General features: G+C 62.2%; 21 protein-coding genes. 7 read left to right on the top strand and 14 right to left on the bottom strand.

The genetic code is table 11. The features are described from left to right. Nucleotides 1-35 precede the first annotated feature (35 nt). The gene (locus BKA07_RS01210) at nucleotides 36-620 is read left to right on the top strand and encodes a CGNR zinc finger domain-containing protein (protein WP_167949279.1); all 585 of its coding nucleotides are present in this window, start codon (nucleotides 36-38) and stop codon (nucleotides 618-620) included. Between the two features lie 61 nt (nucleotides 621-681). On the opposite strand, the gene BKA07_RS01205 is transcribed toward BKA07_RS01210, so the two are convergent. The 7 genes from BKA07_RS01205 to BKA07_RS01175 form a co-directional block, all read right to left on the bottom strand. Beyond that, nucleotides 682-1473, bottom strand: coding sequence for an alpha/beta fold hydrolase (locus BKA07_RS01205; protein ID WP_167949278.1), 792 nt, complete (start codon nucleotides 1471-1473; stop codon nucleotides 682-684). A gap of 56 nt (nucleotides 1474-1529) precedes the next feature. Next, a complete protein-coding gene (locus BKA07_RS01200; RefSeq protein WP_167949277.1) occupies nucleotides 1530-2660 on the bottom strand; it encodes an FAD-dependent oxidoreductase in 1131 nt (376 codons plus the stop codon). Between the two features lie 192 nt (nucleotides 2661-2852). Further along, the gene (locus BKA07_RS01195; protein WP_167949276.1) at nucleotides 2853-3746 is read right to left on the bottom strand and encodes an alpha/beta fold hydrolase; all 894 of its coding nucleotides are present in this window, start codon (nucleotides 3744-3746) and stop codon (nucleotides 2853-2855) included. Continuing rightward, nucleotides 3743-4393, bottom strand: a complete 651-nt coding sequence (locus tag BKA07_RS01190) for a TetR/AcrR family transcriptional regulator (RefSeq protein WP_209043828.1) — start codon at nucleotides 4391-4393, stop codon at nucleotides 3743-3745. Before BKA07_RS01190 ends, BKA07_RS01195 begins: the two co-directional genes overlap by 4 nt. A gap of 176 nt (nucleotides 4394-4569) precedes the next feature. Continuing rightward, on the bottom strand, nucleotides 4570-5604 hold the full coding sequence (locus BKA07_RS01185; RefSeq protein WP_167949274.1) for an FAD-dependent monooxygenase: 1035 nt from the start codon (nucleotides 5602-5604) through the stop codon (nucleotides 4570-4572). A 55-nt stretch (nucleotides 5605-5659) separates the two neighbouring features. After that, nucleotides 5660-6583, bottom strand: coding sequence for an NAD-dependent epimerase/dehydratase family protein (locus BKA07_RS01180; RefSeq protein WP_167949273.1), 924 nt, complete (start codon nucleotides 6581-6583; stop codon nucleotides 5660-5662). After that, nucleotides 6580-6987: a hypothetical protein gene (locus BKA07_RS01175; RefSeq protein WP_167949272.1), complete on the bottom strand. Its 408-nt coding sequence runs from the start codon at nucleotides 6985-6987 to the stop codon at nucleotides 6580-6582. Before BKA07_RS01175 ends, BKA07_RS01180 begins: the two co-directional genes overlap by 4 nt. Nucleotides 6988-7117: 130 nt before the next feature. On the opposite strand from BKA07_RS01175, the gene sigJ reads away from it, so the two are divergent. Continuing rightward, nucleotides 7118-7975, top strand: coding sequence for an RNA polymerase sigma factor SigJ (sigJ, locus tag BKA07_RS01170; protein ID WP_167949271.1), 858 nt, complete (start codon nucleotides 7118-7120; stop codon nucleotides 7973-7975). Between the two features lie 59 nt (nucleotides 7976-8034). Here sigJ and BKA07_RS01165 read toward each other — a convergent pair whose 3' ends face one another. Then, nucleotides 8035-8685: a TetR/AcrR family transcriptional regulator gene (locus BKA07_RS01165; protein WP_167949270.1), complete on the bottom strand. Its 651-nt coding sequence runs from the start codon at nucleotides 8683-8685 to the stop codon at nucleotides 8035-8037. Nucleotides 8686-9031: 346 nt separating this feature from the next. On the opposite strand from BKA07_RS01165, the gene BKA07_RS01160 reads away from it, so the two are divergent. Both BKA07_RS01160 and BKA07_RS01155 read left to right on the top strand, forming a co-directional pair. Then, complete coding sequence (locus BKA07_RS01160) at nucleotides 9032-9622, top strand: GNAT family N-acetyltransferase (protein WP_245161791.1); 591 nt, start codon at nucleotides 9032-9034, stop codon at nucleotides 9620-9622. A 148-nt stretch (nucleotides 9623-9770) separates the two neighbouring features. Further along, nucleotides 9771-10634, top strand: a complete 864-nt coding sequence (locus tag BKA07_RS01155; protein WP_167949269.1) for an alpha/beta fold hydrolase — start codon at nucleotides 9771-9773, stop codon at nucleotides 10632-10634. Between the two features lie 257 nt (nucleotides 10635-10891). Here the strand turns inward: BKA07_RS01155 and BKA07_RS01150 are convergent, their stop codons facing one another. Further along, on the bottom strand, nucleotides 10892-11203 hold the full coding sequence (locus BKA07_RS01150; RefSeq protein ID WP_167949268.1) for an NUDIX domain-containing protein: 312 nt from the start codon (nucleotides 11201-11203) through the stop codon (nucleotides 10892-10894). A gap of 604 nt (nucleotides 11204-11807) precedes the next feature. On the opposite strand from BKA07_RS01150, the gene BKA07_RS01145 reads away from it, so the two are divergent. Further along, entirely contained in the window at nucleotides 11808-11975 is a 168-nt protein-coding gene (locus tag BKA07_RS01145; RefSeq protein ID WP_167949267.1) for a hypothetical protein, read from the top strand. Nucleotides 11976-12037: 62 nt separating this feature from the next. On the opposite strand, the gene BKA07_RS01140 is transcribed toward BKA07_RS01145, so the two are convergent. Then, nucleotides 12038-12931: a LysR family transcriptional regulator gene (locus tag BKA07_RS01140; protein WP_167949266.1), complete on the bottom strand. Its 894-nt coding sequence runs from the start codon at nucleotides 12929-12931 to the stop codon at nucleotides 12038-12040. A 114-nt stretch (nucleotides 12932-13045) separates the two neighbouring features. On the opposite strand from BKA07_RS01140, the gene BKA07_RS01135 reads away from it, so the two are divergent. Both BKA07_RS01135 and BKA07_RS01130 read left to right on the top strand, forming a co-directional pair. Then, nucleotides 13046-14002, top strand: coding sequence for a CoA transferase subunit A (locus BKA07_RS01135; RefSeq protein ID WP_167949265.1), 957 nt, complete (start codon nucleotides 13046-13048; stop codon nucleotides 14000-14002). After that, the gene (locus tag BKA07_RS01130; RefSeq protein WP_167949264.1) at nucleotides 13999-14775 is read left to right on the top strand and encodes a CoA-transferase subunit beta; all 777 of its coding nucleotides are present in this window, start codon (nucleotides 13999-14001) and stop codon (nucleotides 14773-14775) included. Before BKA07_RS01135 ends, BKA07_RS01130 begins: the two co-directional genes overlap by 4 nt. 2 nt (nucleotides 14776-14777) lie before the next feature. On the opposite strand, the gene BKA07_RS01125 is transcribed toward BKA07_RS01130, so the two are convergent. The 4 genes from BKA07_RS01125 to BKA07_RS01110 all read right to left on the bottom strand — a co-directional run bounded on the left by BKA07_RS01125 (nucleotide 14778) and on the right by BKA07_RS01110 (nucleotide 19443). Then, a complete protein-coding gene (locus BKA07_RS01125; RefSeq protein WP_167949263.1) occupies nucleotides 14778-16157 on the bottom strand; it encodes an MFS transporter in 1380 nt (459 codons plus the stop codon). 289 nt (nucleotides 16158-16446) lie between these two features. Continuing rightward, a complete protein-coding gene (locus tag BKA07_RS01120; RefSeq protein ID WP_167949262.1) occupies nucleotides 16447-17373 on the bottom strand; it encodes a LysR substrate-binding domain-containing protein in 927 nt (308 codons plus the stop codon). 63 nt (nucleotides 17374-17436) lie between these two features. Continuing rightward, complete coding sequence (locus BKA07_RS01115; protein ID WP_167949261.1) at nucleotides 17437-18762, bottom strand: benzoate/H(+) symporter BenE family transporter; 1326 nt, start codon at nucleotides 18760-18762, stop codon at nucleotides 17437-17439. A gap of 3 nt (nucleotides 18763-18765) precedes the next feature. Continuing rightward, a complete protein-coding gene (locus tag BKA07_RS01110) occupies nucleotides 18766-19443 on the bottom strand; it encodes a DinB family protein (protein ID WP_167949260.1) in 678 nt (225 codons plus the stop codon). Nucleotides 19444-19445 lie beyond the last annotated feature (2 nt).

Raw genomic sequence — 19445 nt, 5'->3', positions numbered from 1 at the left:
ATGTCAACACCAGTTAGGTCGTTATTGGAGGGAAGTTGACTGCAGCCGTCGACCTGGACAGTGGTGGTTACAGCGGAACGTACAAGCTCATCGGACAGTCGGTCAGCCTCGACTTTGCCAACTTGGTCAGTTATCGAGACACTCCAAGGCAACACGACTGGTTGAAGCCGGAGTCGAACCTCGATGTCTGGCGGGCCGAGGTCGGCCTCGACGCGAATGGACAGGACTGCGAGCATGTCTCTGTGGTCAGCTTTCGCGAGAGGCTGGCGCAAGTCTTCCTGGCAGTTGCTGACGGTGCAGTACCTGCCCAGTCCGATCTCGACGTGGTGGGCGCACAAGCCGCCACGGCGTGGAGTCAATCATGCCTGCGTATGTCGCCACGTCAGAGGGAAATAGAGTGGGAAACCGAAGGCCTCTGCCTGTGTGGCATCCTGGCCCTTGACGCCGTTCGACTGCTCACCTCGTCCACGCTGATGAGCCGTGTGCGAGCCTGCGACGAGTGTCGTTGGGTCTTCCTCGACACCACACGAAATCGCAGCAGGCGGTGGTGCGATCCGGCTGACTGCGGCAATCGATCCCGCCAGCGGCGGTACTACAGCAGTTCCCGAGCTGTCGATTGAGCCAGTCGTCGTTGGTCTGAAGTTTGCCGCAGCGAGCAAAGACTTGGCCGTCGCTGAGCCCTCATGGTGTCTCCACGAATCGGAGGAATTCGACGATCGAGGCATTGAAGACCTCGGGTTGGCACAGGTTGCTCGGATCGAATGAATCGGCAAGGATGTGCAGGTCTTGCGACCCTGCAGCTTGAACGGCCCGTTGCATCAGCTCGATCAGCTGTGGAGAGCCATCACCGACGAGGCCTCTGGTGGGACAGCGGATCGTGCTCAGCCGTGCGAGGTTGTCGACGTGATTGGCTGCGCGACGCATGCGAATTGTCTCGTGTTTCCGCATAGTCTTATATCCGTCGACTATTGCTTCTCGTGCATGTGGCCAACGGGAGTAGATTCGCCGGACTGCCGGCAGTGACAGGCGAGGTGCTGCCAGCATCGGCACGGCCAGATAGGCGCCGAGTCTGAGCGTGAAGGTGTTCCCCCGCGAGGATAAGCGCGTATCCGCGAATGAGTCGCACAAAAGGAGACCGCTAATTTTTTCGGGGCACTTGAGGGCGATCTCTTGAGCCACTAATCCGCCATAGCTGATCCCGCATACGACCGCTCTCTCGATCTCGAGTTGTTCGAGGAGCACATTAATGTCCTCGGCTTGTGTCGAAAGTACTCCTTGCGATTGCCTCAGAGGACTGGAGCCGCCCGCGCCACGCAGATCGACGGCGATGACTCGATGGTGCTTCGAGAGGTTTTCGACCTGTGGCCACCACATTGAACGGTCGAGCCCGAGACCATGGAGAAGTACGACTGCAGGACCGCGACCGATGTCGTCGTAGGCAATGGTCGCTTCATTGGTTTTCGCGACGGTCATGGAATATCCCTACTTTCATTTCGACGCGTAAATGTCGTTGGTCGTCATGCTTGACCTCATGCGTGTGACCCGAACAGTGAGTTTGCGGTCCGAATACCGGCGACTCGCAGGCTGACTGCAGCCTGGCTTGAGGGGAGGAACAGATGCTTGGCCCTTCGTCCGAGTACTTGCTTGGAGGCGACATGAGGACGCATGTGTCGCTGCCAGCGGTCGAGCCCGACTGAGATGTCCGGTTGACGGTTCAGGTGCTCGGCAAGGGAAAGCGCGCCCCCGACAGCCAGGGACGAACCTGCCCCGGCCAAGAGGCTGACTGCCCACGCCGCGTCGCCGACAAGCACAATGCGTCCGTGGTGCCACGTATTCATCCGGGTCTGTGTGATGTCGTCGAAAAAGACCGAATCGGCGCACTCAGCTCGGTTGATGAGTTCGGGCCACAACCATCCGAGGTCGCGGTAGGCATGTTTCAACCGTGTCAATGGGCCACCGGAGTCCGCTAGGTGGGACTCGAACGTGAAGAAGGCGCTGAGACCGCCGTCGGACTGCGGGTACAGGCCCGCGCTCCGACCGATCGTGGTCAATATGGTCGTCTTCTCACGGATTGCCGGCGGCGGGTCAGTGATTTCGTACGAGACCACCTCTGCGCCGAAATCGTATCGCCACCGGGCCTCCGGGCCGAAGACGAGACGGCGCACGACAGAATGAGCACCATCGGCGCCGACCAGCAGGTCGGCGGAGATCTCTGTCCCGTCCTCGAGGACAATTGTGACCCCGTGGCCGGTGCTGCGCACCGCGGCCATGGTCTGGCCATAGTGCAGATCAGCACAGTTTCGTGCGGCGCGGTGGAGCACGGATTCGAGATCCCCACGAAGAATAGAGATCATCCGACGACCGCTCATAGTCTTTTGCGATGATTCCGACAGTTGGGCAAGGACTTGCCCGTTGCCGTCGACCTGTTGCAACGGTCGCCAGGGGGAGGCACGAGCTCGCAGTTGATCTCGGAGACCCAGGCGTGTGGCAGCTTTGAAACCGATTCCTGAGAAACCGACGACGAATGCGCCTCCGCGCGGCCGGGGTGCTCGCTCCACCACGGTGACGTACCAACCGGCTCGGGCGAGGCTGATGGCGGAAGCCAATCCTGCAATTCCGGCACCGACGACGATAGCGCTCCGAGCTGTTCGCGGCGACATCTATCGATGTCCATCTGCGGAAGCAATGACAGAGCGCGAGAACACGTTAGAGTCTGCACAGCGGTCACCAGCACCTGCAGGCCCGGACTCTTGGCGAGGGCCTGAGGTCAAAATGGGCTGGCAGCTGTCGGCCAGGCACTCGAACGGTTCGTGTGTGTGAGATTGCTGAAACCAAGCGCTCATATCAGACGTTCATTCTTCGTCTTCTTCGAGGAATCGTCGGACGACGCGGACTGTTTCATCAGGGTGGTCCTGTGGTAGAAAATGGCCCGCACCTTCGATGATTTCCACCCGCCCGCGCTCAGCGGCATCCGCGGCCTCGATGGCCAGCTCAGCCGGCACCGCCTCGTCGCGGCTGCCATGGACGAACAGTGTCGGACATGTCAGTTCCTCGATTCGAGGAAGGTGATTGGTGCGCATTCGCCTGGGGCCGATCTCAAAACGATTCCAATCGCTGAATAGGTGGCCCCCATGCTGTCGCTTGGACTCGTGCTCTGTGAGGTAAGCCGAGGTAAGACGGTCAATGTAATTCTCGGTTATGTAATCGGCGTAAGGCAGCCTATTTCTGGCGAACTGTGTTAAAGACTTCGCAGATTGCAGCCGGGAAAGTGCCCACGACACTGGTGTCCGGAGAGATAAGTAGGCCAGTTCGTGAGCGCCAACTCGGTCCTGAATTCCGCCGCAGGAGGCGAGCACGAGCCGGTTGACGCGATTGGGATGGTTGAGGGCGACCCCCAGTCCGACGGTTGCGCCCATTGACAGACCGACGACGGTCACTGATGGCAGATCCCAGGCGTCCAGCATTCTGAGAACAACTGACTCGAGGCCGCTCTGATCCGCCCGAGCGGACCAAGGCCAGCTCTCGCCGTGCTTGGGTAAGTCCGGTGAGTACACGAGGTGGTCATCCGATAGGTCGCGAGCGACATGCCTCCATGTGATCGAGCCATTGTCCAAGCTGGCTCCATGCAGAAAGACCACTGGCTGGCCACTACCGTGGACCTGATAGGAGATATGCCCTTCCGCAAAATCGAGACCGTATCGTTCGAATTTCTCGATGGCACTTGCGTTCTCAAGGGGGTGTGTCAATTGTGGTCCTCCACTTCAGACAATTGGTCGTCGAAACGTTGCAGGAGAAGCAGCTGTGCCTGACGGGCAGCGTCGGCATCGGGCGTACTGGCCGGGGCGAGACCCCGACTTGTGACGTCGGCGAACAGCACAACGGAATCGGATAGTTCCTGCGGCGAGCACTCGCCCATTGTGGCGGGGGAGTGCACTAGGCCGATGGTGAAGGTCGACAGCATCCGAACGATGGCAGTCGGCTCTATGCTGTCGGTGATCACACCAGCATTTTGCAGATGGCGCACGTATTCATCGAGCCAATCGATCCGTCTGCGATATCGTGTGTTCGCAACGTCGGCCATGTGATTGCCAAGTACCGCGGTATCGCCGAGATAGAGGGCGCGCATGAGTGGATCGGTCAGCAACTCAGCAACCGAGAAGCGGTACACCTGTGCCAGATCGACTATTCCGTCGGCCTGGAGTACTCGGGAGCGTACCTGAGCGATCAGTCGCCGTGAGCTTTCACGAATCAGCCCGTCGAGAATCGCGGCTTTATTCTCGAACTCCAGGTAGACTGCTCCTTTGCCGATCATGGCGTGCGCGGCGATGTCGGACACAGTCGTTCGCGTCCAGCCCTTTTCGTGGAACAGAGCCCGGGCAGCGTCGAGGATCAAGTTGCGACGGTGAGGGACCAGTGGCCTCGGCATTGAATCATCCTCGTAGTGACTAAACATAGAAGTGTGGTCACTACGAGAATATCACTCTGCGCTAGTGAGCAGCCAGAGTTGAACGGCATTAATCGTGCAGGCGAACAAAGTTACGCATAAACATTGCAGGGTGGAGATCGGCATCATGAGAGGGTCGCGAGCATCGTCATGACTTTCCGGCGGACGTGACCGAATCTCTTCCCGGTTGAAAGGCGATTGAGGAATCGCGACTGACTGGCGATCTTTCTGGACTGTCGGAGGCGACGGTGGTTGAACTCTTTCAAGCCCTGCTCAAGGGCAGTCGAAGTACGTAGTGCGTTGGCGAGGGTGACTGCGTCGATCAACGACTCGCATGCGCCTCGGCCCATGTTCGGAGCCATCGCGTGAGCGGCATCGCCGATGATGGCGGTTCGGCCATGAATCATCGATCGCATGGGCACGGAGTCGTAGAGTATGCGCCGGTCGACCTGCTCGGGACGTATGGCTCCGACAATGCTCGCAACAGACTGGTGCCAATCTCCGAACAGCTCGACAAGCGCTTCGCCGGTCCCCATGTTTCTGCCTCGTCGGTGGAGGAGATCTTCCCTCACGCAGGCGAACCAGTTTGTCGAGGTTGAGTCTTGCGGTGTGATGCCGAACAGGCGGCCTCTGCCCCAAGTCTCGCTGATCTGGTTCGTTCCGCCTGGTGTAACCCCGCGATAGACGATCGACCCGAGGGAGCGACGGATGTGATTCTCGCCTTTAATGGCTCGTCTGATCCGACTGTTGATCCCGTCGGCCCCGATGATTAAGTCGCTTTCTGGGAGGGATGCCGGGTCACGTACGTTGTACGACCAATTGATGCGGTCGTCCGGTATTCCCCGACAAAGTGTTGAGAGGAGCGCAGGGCGTGAAATGAGGTATACAGGCTCTTCGGGTTCAAAACGGGTGACCACGTTGCCGTCGGGGCGAAGGAAGCGCGCTTCCTGTTGGCGAACCGCTTTGGCTTGCACCAGGTTGCTGAGTCCGAGCTGGTCGAGCGCCTTCATTGCCTCGGGCCACATTCCTAATGCTGTTCCGGCCTGTGGCAGACCGGGCGTCTGCTCAAAGAGACGTACATCCCAGCCGTTGGCCATCAACGCTCTAGCTGTGGCGAGGCCACTGATTCCTGCACCGACAATGTTGGCTTGAAGACTCATATTCTTCCTTTCTCGAGGAGCGCTTTGGGTGTCGACTCTTCGGCGAACCGTCGCACTACAGCGTGCGGGCCAGCCCTTCTCGATAGGTTGAGTAAGTGGGTGACCAGCCGAGCTCGGCTTTGGCCTTCTCGTTTCCCATCCGAACCCGGGTGTCGACGATCATTGCGTGCAAGTAAGATGCCGGCTTCAGAAGCCAGCCGGGGACTTCTGCAGGGCGGCGCGCCCCGATCTGATTCGCAAGTGCAGAGATGTATGCGGAGAAGCTGACGGGCAGGTCATCGCAGATGTTGTAAGCCTCGCCGGCTTTGCCCTGCTCCAAAGCCGCCACCGTGGCCTCAGCCGCGTCGTAGATGTGGATGAGGGAGACCGTCCCTGAAGGCTTCGGCACAGGCAGCCACCCCTTCGCCGCCAGCGACAGAAGCTCTCGAGTCGAGGGTTCGGGCCCGTAGAACATTCCGAAGCGAAGTGCGATGCCATCGAAACTTCGGTTGGTGCGCACCAGTGATTCATTGGTGCGCATCGAAGCGAGGTGGCGTTCGACGGCACGGTTTCGATCACTCTGGCCGAACTCTGTTTCCTCCGTCACCAGGTCTTCTCCGAGATCTCTGTAGCCGTACCCGAGGAAGAATGATTGGGTGACGAACCGAGTCGCGCCGATCCGCTGAGCGGCCTCGACCAGTGCGGATGTGCCTTCATCGCGCAGTCGGTCAGTCGCATGGAGGTCACGGTGGAACACAGGGAGACCCTTGAGCGCTGTGGCCTGGTGGATGACAGCATCGGCTCGTGTTCCGGCCACCGCTCGCAGGAGGTCCACTCGGTCGAGTACATCGGCGTGGATCGCCGTCGCGCCCTCGTGTTCCAGCCACTCGGCTCCGGTGGCAGATCGTGAGATGCCGATGACTGTATGACCGGCCTCGCGCAGGCGCGCTACGAGAGGTTTGCCGATAGTGCCAGTGGCGCCCGCGAGCAGCACTTTCACGATCTTCTCCCGTCTGCTTCGGAGGCCATCGCCGAGTTGCGCAGTTGGCGGATGCGAAGGCCGAATCCGATGAGGCCAACTATCGAGAGCGCGAATAAGAGCCACGGGTCGGTGGGGTTGCCTCCCAGGTGGAGGTCTTGGGCGTGGTTGAGTGCGTGGAGTGAATTGGTCAGGCTGAAGCCGCCCAGCCCCACGGCAATAGCGTCTTTCCATATCAGAGTCGCCAGCAGGGTGAGCCCGATCCCGATCTGAAATACCCCTGCATCGTGGAGGAAGTGGATATGATTCGGCCAGCCGGCGTGGTTGGCGAAGCCAGCAGGGTCCCACCGTGCCCAGACGCCGAAGAAGACCATCGACAGCGCGGTGATCAGCACTGTGGTGCGCACAGGCCATGTACTTTGCATTGGTTCTCCTTTCCAATCATCCATAGGACGAAAAGCGTCCCGATTCTGTGACATGTCCGGTTCGAACGGGTTTCTCAGTGCGTGGACTTATGGCAGGCTCGGTTGAGACGTTCGGCAGAGAGGTGGCGAGGTGGAATCGGTCTTCGATAAGCATCGTGGTCTGCTGTTTCGGGTGGCCTACAGCATCCTCGGGTCGGTGTCCGGGGCCGAAGATATCGTGCAGGAGTCTTGGTTGAAGTGGGACCGCCGCCGAAGGGACGATATTGTCCGTCCCCGTGCCTTTCTCGTGCGAGTCGCCACCAACCTCGCAGTGGATGAACTGCGCGCGCAGAAACGGCGGCGAGAGGACTATGTCGGAGTGTGGTTGCCCGAACCGTTGGTCAGCGACAAAGACCCGTCTGAGAATTTTGTTGACTCGGAGGACATCACTCTCGGCATGCTCGTCGTTCTGGAGACGCTCTCGCCGCTGGAGAGGGCGACATTTGTGCTCCGTGAAGCCTTTCGATTCGACTACGATGAGATCGCCCGGATTCTCAATCGCTCTTCTGCCTCTGTGCGCAAGCTTGCCCAGCGAGCCCGTGAACACGTGCGTGCACGTCGCCCGCGGTTCACAGCAGATCCGTCGACCGCCGAAGCTGCTGCCAGGAGGTTCCTCGACGCCGCGCTCGGAGGAGACATGGACGCATTGCTCGAAGTCGTGGCTCCTGACGCGATCTTGTACAACGACGGCGGCGGGAAAGCGCCCGCGGCGCTGAAGCCGATCTACGGTGCAACGAAGGTTGCGTGGCTCATGGCCAGCGTCGGTCCGCGGTATGCCTCTTTTGATCGAGCGTGGATGGCGGGTACTGAACCAGCTGTCGTCCTCCGCGATCGTGACGGGCAGATAATTTCCGTGCTTGCCTTCGAGGCTGACCCCGACAGCGGTCTGGTGCGACGCGCATACGGCGTCGTCAACCCTGAGAAGCTGCGAATGTCCAGGCAGTGGTGACCCGCCCGAGTCGCTTCAAAGCACCCATTTCGGTGAATGCTGGCCTGAACCGCTCCTGTTCACTCGCGGCAGCGGTCTGACGGCGTGTCGGCAGTCGAGTCATCGGCAGCAAGTCCAGTGTTGATCCTCTCGATTGCACGATCCAAGAGCTCATCGAGTGGAGCCTCGAAACCGACGTTCCTCCAATGCTGCAATGCACCGAGCACGGCGCCGTAAGTTGCACTGATCGCGATCTCAGCATCGAAGCTCATCGACCCGGACGTTCCATCTCCGCCGGCCATGTGCGTCAGTTCGCGAATGCGCCGATGCAGATCGAGTGCGAGAGCAGCCTGCAGATCGGGGACTTCCACAAGGTATCGCAGACGATCTTGGACGATCGGATCCCTTGCACGAGTATTCAGAGCCGTGACCAGAGTGCTCTGAACTCGATCAACAAGTTCTTGGTCTGTCTGCCCGGCACCTCTCTCGGCCACTGGCGAAGCGTCGGTACTCAAGACTTGGTTCGGAAAGTCTGGGTCAGCGAGCACTATCCCCTCTTTCGTTCCGAAATAACGATAGATAGAGCTCTCCGAGACGTCGGCAGCCTCTGCGACCTGTTCAATCGTCACGGCTCGAAATCCGTTCTGATCGAAAAGACGGAGGGCGACCGTCTGAACGTGCTGCATGGCTTTGAGGCGCTTCGTCCTGCGTCGTCCTGGCTTGTGGTCCATGAAAAGCGACTATATGCGGTAGTGACAGTAACTTGCATTGGGTTTCGGGTGGCAGACGGTTTGCGCAGGTTCCGGGCGACGTTACTGAGGCACGGTGGGCTTGTGCGGGTCTGAGCCAGTCTCCAGCCGAGAAAAAATGAAAGTCACTTGCACTTAGAAGTCTCCTGCGACATAATTCTGACAGTGACTATCACTTCGCTGGAGTGGGAGTCGAGGCAATGATTCGCGCTTTCGGAATCGGAGCCTTCGTCGTCAGTCGTCTTTGTCGGGGCGGTTGACGTTTGAGACTCGTCAATATCTGCACAAGCTCCGAAAAAGGGTGAGAACCGTGGCGCATCGATGGTTGATGCCGACACTCAGTGGGGTGGTTGGCCTGTGCGGCTTCCTCTGCACCGGCGGACGGAGGCGACTCATCAGTAAAGGAAAATCGATGAATGAACATGCGACAAGGGCCGAGCGGGCTCTAGACATACGCATTGTTCGAGATCTGACGTTGGCGGCTTTCCCCACAGATCTCGAGGCGTCCATCGTCGACAGGCTGCGCCTCGATCGGGCATGGATTGAGGGCCTGTCCGTTCTGGCTCTCGACGATACTGGTGCGATCATGGGCCATGCCCTCTTATCAAGGTGCCACATCGGAGAGGCACCGTCACTGCTATTGGGGCCGGTTTCGGTGTGGCCACAGCGGCAGAGGCAAGGCTACGGTTCGGCCGCAATCCGCGCAGCTCTTGAAGCGGCGCAGCGGCTCAATGAGCGGCATGTCGTCGTCGTGGGCCATCCTGACTACTATCCACGATTCGGATTCCAGCGTGCTTCCACTTTCGATATCACAACGAGCGATGGATCGCCGGACGAAGCCGTCATGGCGCTGACTCTCGATTCGGCGGCATCATTGCCTGCTGGAGTCGTCGCCTACGCTGCGCCATTCGCTTCGTGAGGGCACTAGCTCTGATCGGCACGATTCCATCGGCGCCGCTGCGTCGCCGGGGATCACATGGTCTGGCGGGCTCAGGCCGACATTCGGCAGGGCCAGGATCTGCTCAACGACGACTGTGCCCAAATGTCTGGAGGAGGTATTGCTGAGTATGCGTGACGCAGCGGCCGATCTGGGAGAATCAATACGGATTCCGCAATCTGAGGGGGTGCTTCGCGTCATCACTCGAGGAGTGAAGGGGCCTCCGGTGCTGCTGCTGAGCGGTGCCGGTAATGACAACATCTCGCTCAGCTGGCGACGAGCCATACCGGTGTTGGCGGAGTCGCATTGTGTCTATGCTCTGGATTGGCCGAAACAAGGCGGGTCGGTCCCCTGGGACGGAGTCGCAGACCACGAGAGGATGCTGCGGTGTATAGATGCCGTCCTCGACCACTTCGACCTTGACGAGGTGTCGCTGGTCGGGCTCTCGCAGGGAGGCGCAATTGCCCTCGGATACGCGATCGAACGACCGCAGAGCGTCGACCGGTTAGTCACGCTCGCACCCGGCGGCGTCATATCGTTTCCGCCGGTCATTCATCAGCTGCTTTGGGTGATGGCAAAATCTCAGTTCCTCAACCGCACGTTGCCATCATGGATCTTCCGCAGCCGAGCGGCATGCGCATGGTTCGCGCGAACCAGCCTATTCGCGGGGCCAGTGAACGATTTTGACGAGATCGTCGACGAGTACCACGCTGATGTCATCGAGAACGGATCCGGTTCTTCCGATTGGCAGAACCGGTCGATTGGATTCTTGAATATGAATGTCGACTTGCGTCCTCGTCTACACGAAATTCAGTGTCCAACTCTGATCATCCAGGGCAGCAACGACATCGGTATTGCCCCGAAACACACCCGAACGGCGACGGAGTCGATCCCCAATGCCACCTTCGAACTCATCGAAGGGGCAGGTCATTGGGCTAACCGCCAATGTGCTGAAACGGTCAATACTCTCATCAGCGCGTTTCTGAGGCCTTGACCACGTGCTTGGGAGATGCTGTATTGCGCGAGATCGGCTTGAGGGAAGCGGACGCGTCCAGCGCCTGTCTGGAACGTGGTGAGACAGGAGCGGTGGCACCCTCGCTGAAGCGGTCTACACCATGGCTGCGGCTTCCCGCACTAGCTCCGGCAGGTCCTCCGGAAAGTACCGAATCGACCCGCTCTCGAGATCCTCGGCGCTCCACCAGCGCCATGTGGTCATAGCCGTTCTCTCGAGGTCGGTCCAGTTCGAGTCGCTCAGGTCTGTATCATCAGTCCTCGCGGCAAAAAGTGCTCGACCTGGTGCTGAGGTTCGCCGTGGTTGAGTAAGTCGAACTCGCGCCGGTGGAACGGCCCGACCAGGTCGATGCCGGACATGCCCGTCTCTTCGAGCAGCTCACGGTCAGCGGTCTCCGGCGGGGTTTCGTTCGCATCGCTGCCCCCGCCGGCGGTGAACCAGAAGCGGATGCTGTCCTGAGCATCGGAGAGGTCGCGCCCTTCGAAGAGCAGGACCCGCGATTCCGAGTCGAGAAGGACGATACGGACGGCGACACGGGTTAGGTTGGGCATGACGACCATCCTACTAGGGCATGTCTCGTTTATCGGCGGAGCCAGCTCCTGGGCAGAGTTTCTATTCACAGGACATGACTTAGAACCACGCCATTTATTGATCAGAGAATCACACCACTTACTTTTGCGGCTCGCAGACTCGCGCCGTCCCAGAACCGTGTCCCACAAATGACTTGTCCTGAAATGTTCCCTATATCGTTTATGGGCCAACCAGTAGAATGAAGACGAATAGCTTGAAAAAGGGGATGGAGCGAGTCCCCTCACGCTGTCACCCTTCTTTGCATCAGTCCCCTCAAACTGTATGAGATCGTCGCCAGCTTCGACGTCCTGGCCCGACACCAGCGACCAGGAGGTGACCACCGACGCGCTGCCCGTCTAACGGCTCAGCGAACGGCCGTCACACCACTTCCAGTGACTTGACCAACGCCAACTTGGTGCCAGGCATGGAAGACCCTCTCGTCCCCCTGCTCCGAGTAGTGCAAATCCCTGGTCGCGAGTCGGCCCCCGGAGTCCTTCGGCAAACGGCAGCTGTAGGTCCAAGCTATACTCGCCGAAACTTCTTTGAGCAGATACTTCCGGACTCTTAGACCAATTGATTTGCTTCGTGGAAAGCGAAAGTAGTGCCACATCGCACGCTCAACTGCCGCTGCAGCTCTTCTCTCCGAATACGGCCGCGACGTCTGTTCTCATCGTCCGCCAGCTGCAGGGGTCCGAAGCGCTGCGGGTCCATCCCGAGATCAAGCCGCTCAGTGAGAGAACGACCGCAGGCTGAGCCGGGCCCGGACCATCGCATGCCTCGTCACCGCAGAAACGGCACCACCGGCGTCACCGGCGTCACCGCACGGTCGGCAGGACCGCCTCGGCGATGTCGAGGACTGTCTCCAGCGCGGCATCCTGGTGGTCGAGGCGATACGCGAGATAGAGCTTGGTGGACTCGGTCGGGGCGTTGACGGGGACCGCAGTGACATCCGAACCGTACCCGGCCGCCACCGAGTCGAAGGTGATCGCGACACCCATGCCCGCAGCGACCAAGGCGGCGATCGACTGCGAATCGGGCGCCTCCTGGACCACCTTCGGCGAGAACCCGGCGTCGAGGCACAGGCGCATGCTCGTCTCCCGCAGATTGGAGTTCGGCCGGGACGGGAGGAAGACGAAACGCTCATCGCGGAGCTCGTCGACGTTGACCGACGTCCGGCCGGCCAGCCGGTGATCTCGGGGTACGGCCACGCAGGGGCGCTCGATCTGCACGGGACGTCCGGCGATGAGCGGCGGGCGCTCCCGCCAGCGGACCAGCGCGAGATCGAGGCTGCCGTCCATGATCCGTTCGAGCCCTTCATCGGCATAGACCCGCGACTCGAGGTGGAAGGAGATGCCGGGGCTGTGCCTCTGCGAGGCCGCGACCAGGGCCGCAGCGAGGTCTCTGGACGAGGGATGGGAATACCCGAACCTCACCTGCCCCATCCGTCCCGTGGAGGACCGATGCACCGACTCGAGGGCCGCTCGCTGGGTCGCGAGCATGTGCTTGGCCGGTTCGAACAGGGCGGAGCCGGCCGGAGAGAGAGCGACCGTTCGGGTCGTGCGATGGAACAGCGACGCATCGAGCTCGGTTTCGAGGGCGCGAATGGTCCGAGACAGCGGCGGCTGCGCCATTCCGAGCCGTTCGGCGGCCCTGCCGAAATGCAGTTCCTCGGCGACCGCGACGAAGGCGCGGATCTGGTTCAATTCCATCGGTGATCTCCCCGTCTGTGCGCTGGTGCGAACACTCCCTATTATTATTGCATCAATCGTTAATAATTACGTCTATCTTTTGCGCAACGGGGTCTTTAATATAGTCTGCGAACCATGAACATCGACACGGTCGTCAGTCTGCCCCATGCGATCGCGGAGCTCGTCAACGACGACGATACGATCGCCCTGGAGGGCTTCTCCCATCTCATTCCCTTCGCCGCCGGCCACGAGATCATCCGCCAGTCGATCACCGGGCTCACCTTCTGCCGGATGACGCCCGACCTGCTCAGCGACATGATGATCGCCGCCGGATGTGTGGACCGCCTCGTCTGCTCCTTCTTCGCCTCGGGGTCGGCCGGCAGCCTCTACGAGATCCGCCGACGCATCGAATCCCATGATCCCGCACCTCTCCCTGTCGAGGAGTACTCCCACCATGCGATGACTCTGCGCTACCACGCGGGAGCGGCCCGGCTGCCGTTCGCGCCGATCAGCTCGTTCGTCGGATCCGACATCCCCGGCATCAACCCGGACATCCGCTCGGTGCTCGACCCGTACACGGGCAAGAGGGTCCACGTGGTGCCCCCGCTCAACCCCGACGTCACCATCATCCACGCCCAGCGCGCGGACCGACGCGGCAATGTCCAGATCTGGGGCATCACCGGAGCGCAGCAGGAAGCCGTCTACGCCGCTGACAGAGTCATCGTCACGGTCGAGGAGATCGTGGACGACGAGGTGGTGCGGGCGGACCCGAATCGCACCCTCATCCCGGCCCACGCCGTCGACGCGATCTGTCACATCCCGACCGGTGCCCACCCCTCCTACGTGCAGGGCGCCTATGACCGCGACAACGCCTTCTACCGCGAATGGACGCCGATCTCGAAGGACCCCGAAGCACTGCGGGCCTGGATCGACACCCATATCCGCTCGACTCGCGACCACGCCGAGTACCTCGAAGCCATCGGCGGCACCCGCATCGCCGCCCTGCGGATGGCGCCCAGACCCTCGGGCAGCGTCGACTACGGCACACGACCCTCGAACGATGACGTGCTCACCGAACGGAGCCCACGATGACTACGGCCACAGACTTCACCGAAACCGAGCTCATCGTCTGCGCTGCAGCCAAGATGCTCGCCACCAGCAACACCGTCTTCGCCGGCATCGGCCTGCCGACGCTGGCCGTCGACCTCGCCCACCGCACCCTCAACCCCGGAATCCAGCTCATCTACGAGTCCGGAGTCTCCGGTGCCCACCCCGAATCCATGGCCGAGGGCATCGCCGACTCCGTCGTCGTCTCCGGCGCCGAGGCGGTGTCGAACATGCATTCCCTCTTCGGCTATGTGCTCCAGGGCGGCAACGTCGACGTCGGGTTCCTCGGCGCGGCACAGATCGACCGCTTCGGGTCCCTCAACACCACCGTCATCGGCGACTGGGATCAGCCGAACGTGCGCCTGCCCGGTTCGGGCGGTGCCGCCGACATCATGGCCAACGCCGGAGAGGTCTTCGTCATCCTCCGCCGCCACGACCCGGCGGCGCTGGCCGGTGAGATCGACTTCGTCACCTCGGCCTCGCCCGCACGGGCCGCCGAGCAGTCGGACTTCATCCAGCCGCGCGGCTTCGGGGTCAGCACCGTCATCACCCCGTTGGGGATCCTCGAACGCCACGACCGCCTCGGCGAGCTCGAACTCACCCACGTCCACCCCGGCGTCACGAGCGAGCAGGTGCAGGAGGCCACGGGATGGGACCTCGCCGTCTCCGGTGATCTTGCGACCACCGGGCAGCCCACCGCCGAGGAGGTCCGACTTCTCCGTGACGAGATCGACACCGTCCGGCTCTACCTGCGCTGATCTCAGGGTCGGGGTGCGTCTTCGCGATCGAACTCGGCCGTCGCCTCGGCGAGTTCGATCTTCTCCGCCTTCTCGGCGTTCGATTCCTCGGATGCCACCCAGCCCGTCTTCTGCAGGAGGGCGAGGGTGCACACGAGCGAGACCACAGCGTACGACGCGCCGAGGATCGCGACCGGCATGATCGTGTCCGTGCTGGTGTACATCCATTGGGCGATGGCAGGTGTGCCTCCGGCCACGGTCATCGAGCACAGTTGGTAGGACAGTGAGATTCCCGTGTAGCGCACATTCGTGGGGAAGGCACGGGCGAGGATGCCGCCGATGCCTGCATAGAACATCGAATGCGGAACGGTGGCCGCCGCCATGCCGAGGACGGCGATCCAGACATTGCCGGTTTGGATGGCGAAGAACATCAACGGCATGAGGGCGAATTCCGGAACCACGATCCAGAAGATCGCCTTGCGCATGTCTCTGACCCGGCTGAGGATGACAGCGCCGAAGGGCTGCACGATGAACTGCACGACGAGGGCGATGGCGACGATGCCGAGGAAGCTCGACGTCCCGTAGGCCCAGTCGTGGGATTCGTCCGTGGCCCACGCCGTGGCGAAGGTGGTCTTGAGGTAGGTGACCTGGACGAGTGGCAGTGCACCGGCCCCGAGGAGGATGAGCGCCCAGTGCTTCTTGAACGCCTCGATCACGGGCACCTTGACCACGGCATCTTTCCGGCGGGCCTTCTGCATGTTCTCCGGCTCTTCGAGTTTGAGCCTGATGACGAGACCGATGACGATGAGCAGGATTGAGGCGAGGAAGGCGATCCTCCAGCCGTAGAGGATGAAGTCCGGTGTGGGCATCATCGCGAGGACGAAGAAGGCGCCGGTGGCAAGGAGGTTGCCTGTCGGTGATCCCTGCTGGGCGAAGGCCGAATACAGGATGCTCTTGCCCTTCGGAGCGCTCTCACTGGCGATGAGCACTGATCCGCCCCATTCGCCGCCGACGGCGATGCCCTGCAGGACCCTCAGGCAGGTCAGCAGAATGGGGGCGGCAACTCCGATCGTCGCATACCCGGGCAGCAGGCCGACGAGGAACGAAGCGGCGCCCATGAGCACCAGGGTGACCACGAGCGTCTTCTTGCGACCGTACTTGTCACCGAAGTGTCCGAAGATGATTCCACCGAGCGGACGAGCGATGAAGCCCGCCCACATCGTGACGAAGGAGAGCAGCGTGCCGATGCCGGCGGGCAGGCTCTCCGGGAAGAAGGCGTGGCCGAAGACGAGGGCTGAGGCTGCGCCGTAGATATAGAAGTCGTACCACTCGATGGTGGTCCCGACGTAGGACGCGATACCTGCTTTGCGGGCGCGTTTGGCGGTGTTGACCGAGTCTGACATGCGAGTCCTCTCAATGGAGCATCATTGCACCAGCCGACGGCGAGAGTGGCGCCGTCGATGATGGAATCACAGTAGGCCGAGGGGGAGGTCGATACAAATAACCCTGCTATATGAAAACATAACCTCAGGTGATGTGAGCAGGTGATGTCCAGGTCAGCGCTGGTCCTCATACAGTCGGAGGCGGCGAGGAATTCTTCTCAGGCCAGACGTGCTCGAAAGTTGAATAGTGCGCGGGTGACTATTGTCCTTCTGGCAATAATCAGAGAGAGGTTCTCGCCGACGTCCCGGATCACTCCGCCGAGACCTCGGATCCCCCTGCCGATGCCTCGGAGGCGACGACGATCGCCATGCTCAGGTCGCCGATGGGGCCCGACTGGTCCTCGCCGCGAGTCGTCACCCACGCCTGTGGGGCGTTGGGGCCCGAGTCGATCCGATCGAATGCCAGGCGCTCGTCTCCCCGGGAGCTGCGGGCGATGGGCGTGGGCACAAGGGCGATGCCGAGCCCGTGCGCGACCATCTCCACCGCGGCCGCCCAGCTGGTGGTCTGGTGACGGATCCGCGGTTCGAATCCATGTGACCGGCAGAGACCGACGACGGTGTCGTGGTAGACCGGGGACGCGCTCCTGCGGAAGATGACGAACGGTCGCTCGGCCGCCTCGGCGAGGGACAGGCCGCGGAGCTCCGACGGCAGGCACAGCCAGAAGCTCTCCCGCGCCGCCGGTGTGCAGACGACGTCGGGGTGCTGGACCGGCATGTGCCCGCAGGCGACGTCGATCTCGTGGCCCAGCAGCAGCTCGAACTGATCCGCCGAGGTGGCCTCCCGGGTGGTCACGAGCATGTCAGGTCGGTCGGCGGTGAAGTCGGTGATGGCTTCGGGCAGACCACGATGGAGGAACGTGGCGACCGTTCCCACGGAGACCGTCCTCGGTGCCCCGGAGGCCACCTCGGCGGCGATGTCGTTGAAGCGACCGGCCGCACCGACTGCCGCTCTGGCCTGGGGGAGCAGTGCGTGGCCGGCCGGGGTCAGCCTGGTCGACGGGCTGCGACGGAACAGCGGCCTGCCCACGAACTCCTCGAGACGTCTCAGCTCCGCGCTCAATGCGGGTTGGGAGATGTGCATGGCATCGGCCGCGGACTGGAATTTCCCGTGCTCCGCCAGGGCGATGAAGTACTGCAGGCGTCTCAGGCTCGGTTCGACCATTGCGGTGCCCTCCACACGTTGACGTCCTCCACACGTTGACCGCTCATGAACAGCTGCCGAGACTAGCAAGACCGCGACTCAGGCGCTGAACCGGTCCGCACTGTAGTCGCCGGGCTCGAGGAATCGGGAGGCGATGCAGCCGATGAGGATTCCCCAGAACGCCGCGTGGATGTTGAATAGGTCGAACTCGGCGATCGTGACGACGAAGGTGACCAGGGCGCCGAAGGTGTACTTGGAGGAGAATGCGGAGACGAAAGCCTGCCGCAGGGCCCCGAGCATCGCCATTCCGCCCAGAGCCAGGATGTAGGCCTCGGGGGTGCCGAGCATGAACCGGGTGACCAGCGGTGAGAACAGTGCGGCGATGAAGCACAGGAACGAATAGAAGACGGCCGCGGAGTACTGGCGGTTGGGATCCCCGGACGAGGTGAGCAGGGCATTCGTCGGTCCCGTCAGGCACGCTGAGACGGCCCCGAAGCAGGCGTTGAGCACCGACATGATTCCGGAGGTCACGGCCGAGGCGTTGACCGGGGTGGCGTGTCCGGCGCTGCGCAGCACGGCTTCGCCCTGACCGTTCTGGACGACGAGCACCGTCAGTGTCAGCGGGACCACGAGTTCGAGCTGCGCCGCCCAGGTGAACTCGGGCGGAGTGAACACGGGGCTGGCGAGGACCGGACCGCCGGACGTGAGATCCAGCTGGTCCAGGGCGACGACGGCGATGAACCCGACCAGCAGCGCACCGAGGACCGGCGGCATGAACCGGGCCGCCCCGGGCAGCGCGGTGAGCGCGATGAAGGTGACGATCATCGGGATGACGATCGCAGGAGTCGAGCGTCCCGCGTCGACGATGTCGATGCCGAAGCGCAGGAAGAGCGCGGCCACCATGGCCATGACGATCGGGGGAGGGATCGCGGCCATGGCGCGCCTGACCAGCCCGCTCATGCCCAGGCCCAGGGTCAGCACGCCCGCGACGAAGAACGCCCCGACGACCTCGCCGAAGCTCAGGTGCTGCAGTGAGGGCCCGAGGAGGACGGTGCCGGGTATCGACCAGGCGAACCCCAGCGGCCGTCGGTAGACCAGAGACATCACGAGGGTCGCCAGGCCGGCCGAGAGGAAGATCCCGAAGACCCAGGACGACAGCTGCGCATCGCTGAGTCCGCCGGCCAACCCCACGGCCATGGTCACGGCGATGGGTCCGGTGATGCCGAAGATGAGCCCCACGACCGCGTTGAGACAGTACTGGAGTCCGAGGTCCCGACGGATCTCGCGCAGACGCGGCAGCCGTGTGCCCGGACGCTCGATCAGGGGCTCCTTGTGCGCCGAGGCGGTGCCGTCGGAGGTGTTCGCTCCGGATGGTCCGGAGGAGGTCGCTGCCGTCGCCGAGGCGGTCTTCGGGTCTTCGCGCATGGATCAGGTCCAGCGCGGGAGGGTGGGCAGATTCGGCAGTGCGCTCGCCGACTGCAGTTCGCCCGGGTGTCCCCAGGCCAGCCATTGGACGAGGTCCTCACGGTCGCCGTCGACGGCCTGGCCGTCGTCGCCGATCTCCCAGTGATCGCCCTCGGTCGTGTCGAGGATCAGGGCGGGCGCCGCCTCGGCGATCCTCAATCGTCTGATCAGGGTCTCCAGGGCATCGAGGGCGGAATCGGGATCGGCCTCCTCGATGGTCCACGCGGTGCCCAGGGCATCGTGGGCGATGACGATCTCACCGATGCGCTGCCCGACGATGTCGCCCGGGGCCAGCCGCAGACCGCGGTAGTCGAAGATCGTGTCCTCGGGCAGCTTCGTCAGCTGCGCGGCCGCGGCGGTGAACGCGAGATGGCACCGACGGTAGCGGACCCGGACATCGTCGCTCGGGTCGTCGCTCAGATCGCCGTCGGCGTCAGCGGCGGCGCCGAGTTCTTCGTTGATGAGCCCGGCGAGTTCGAAGCCGCCGTCGACGACCCGGGAGATGACGGTCTGCTTGCTGTGTCCCTCGGCGCTGGTCGTCTCCAGGAGGTCGTCGGCGAGCATGGTGATGACGGTGTCCATCATCTCCGTCTCCCGGCCGAGGCGTGAGAGATCCGAATACAGCGCTTCGATGCGATTCACGA

This window comes from Brevibacterium marinum, from assembly GCF_011927955.1.
GTDB lineage: Bacteria > Actinomycetota > Actinomycetes > Actinomycetales > Brevibacteriaceae > Brevibacterium > Brevibacterium marinum.
Note: the sequence above shows the minus strand (reverse complement) of the source record. Positions and strands in the feature narration are given on the sequence as shown.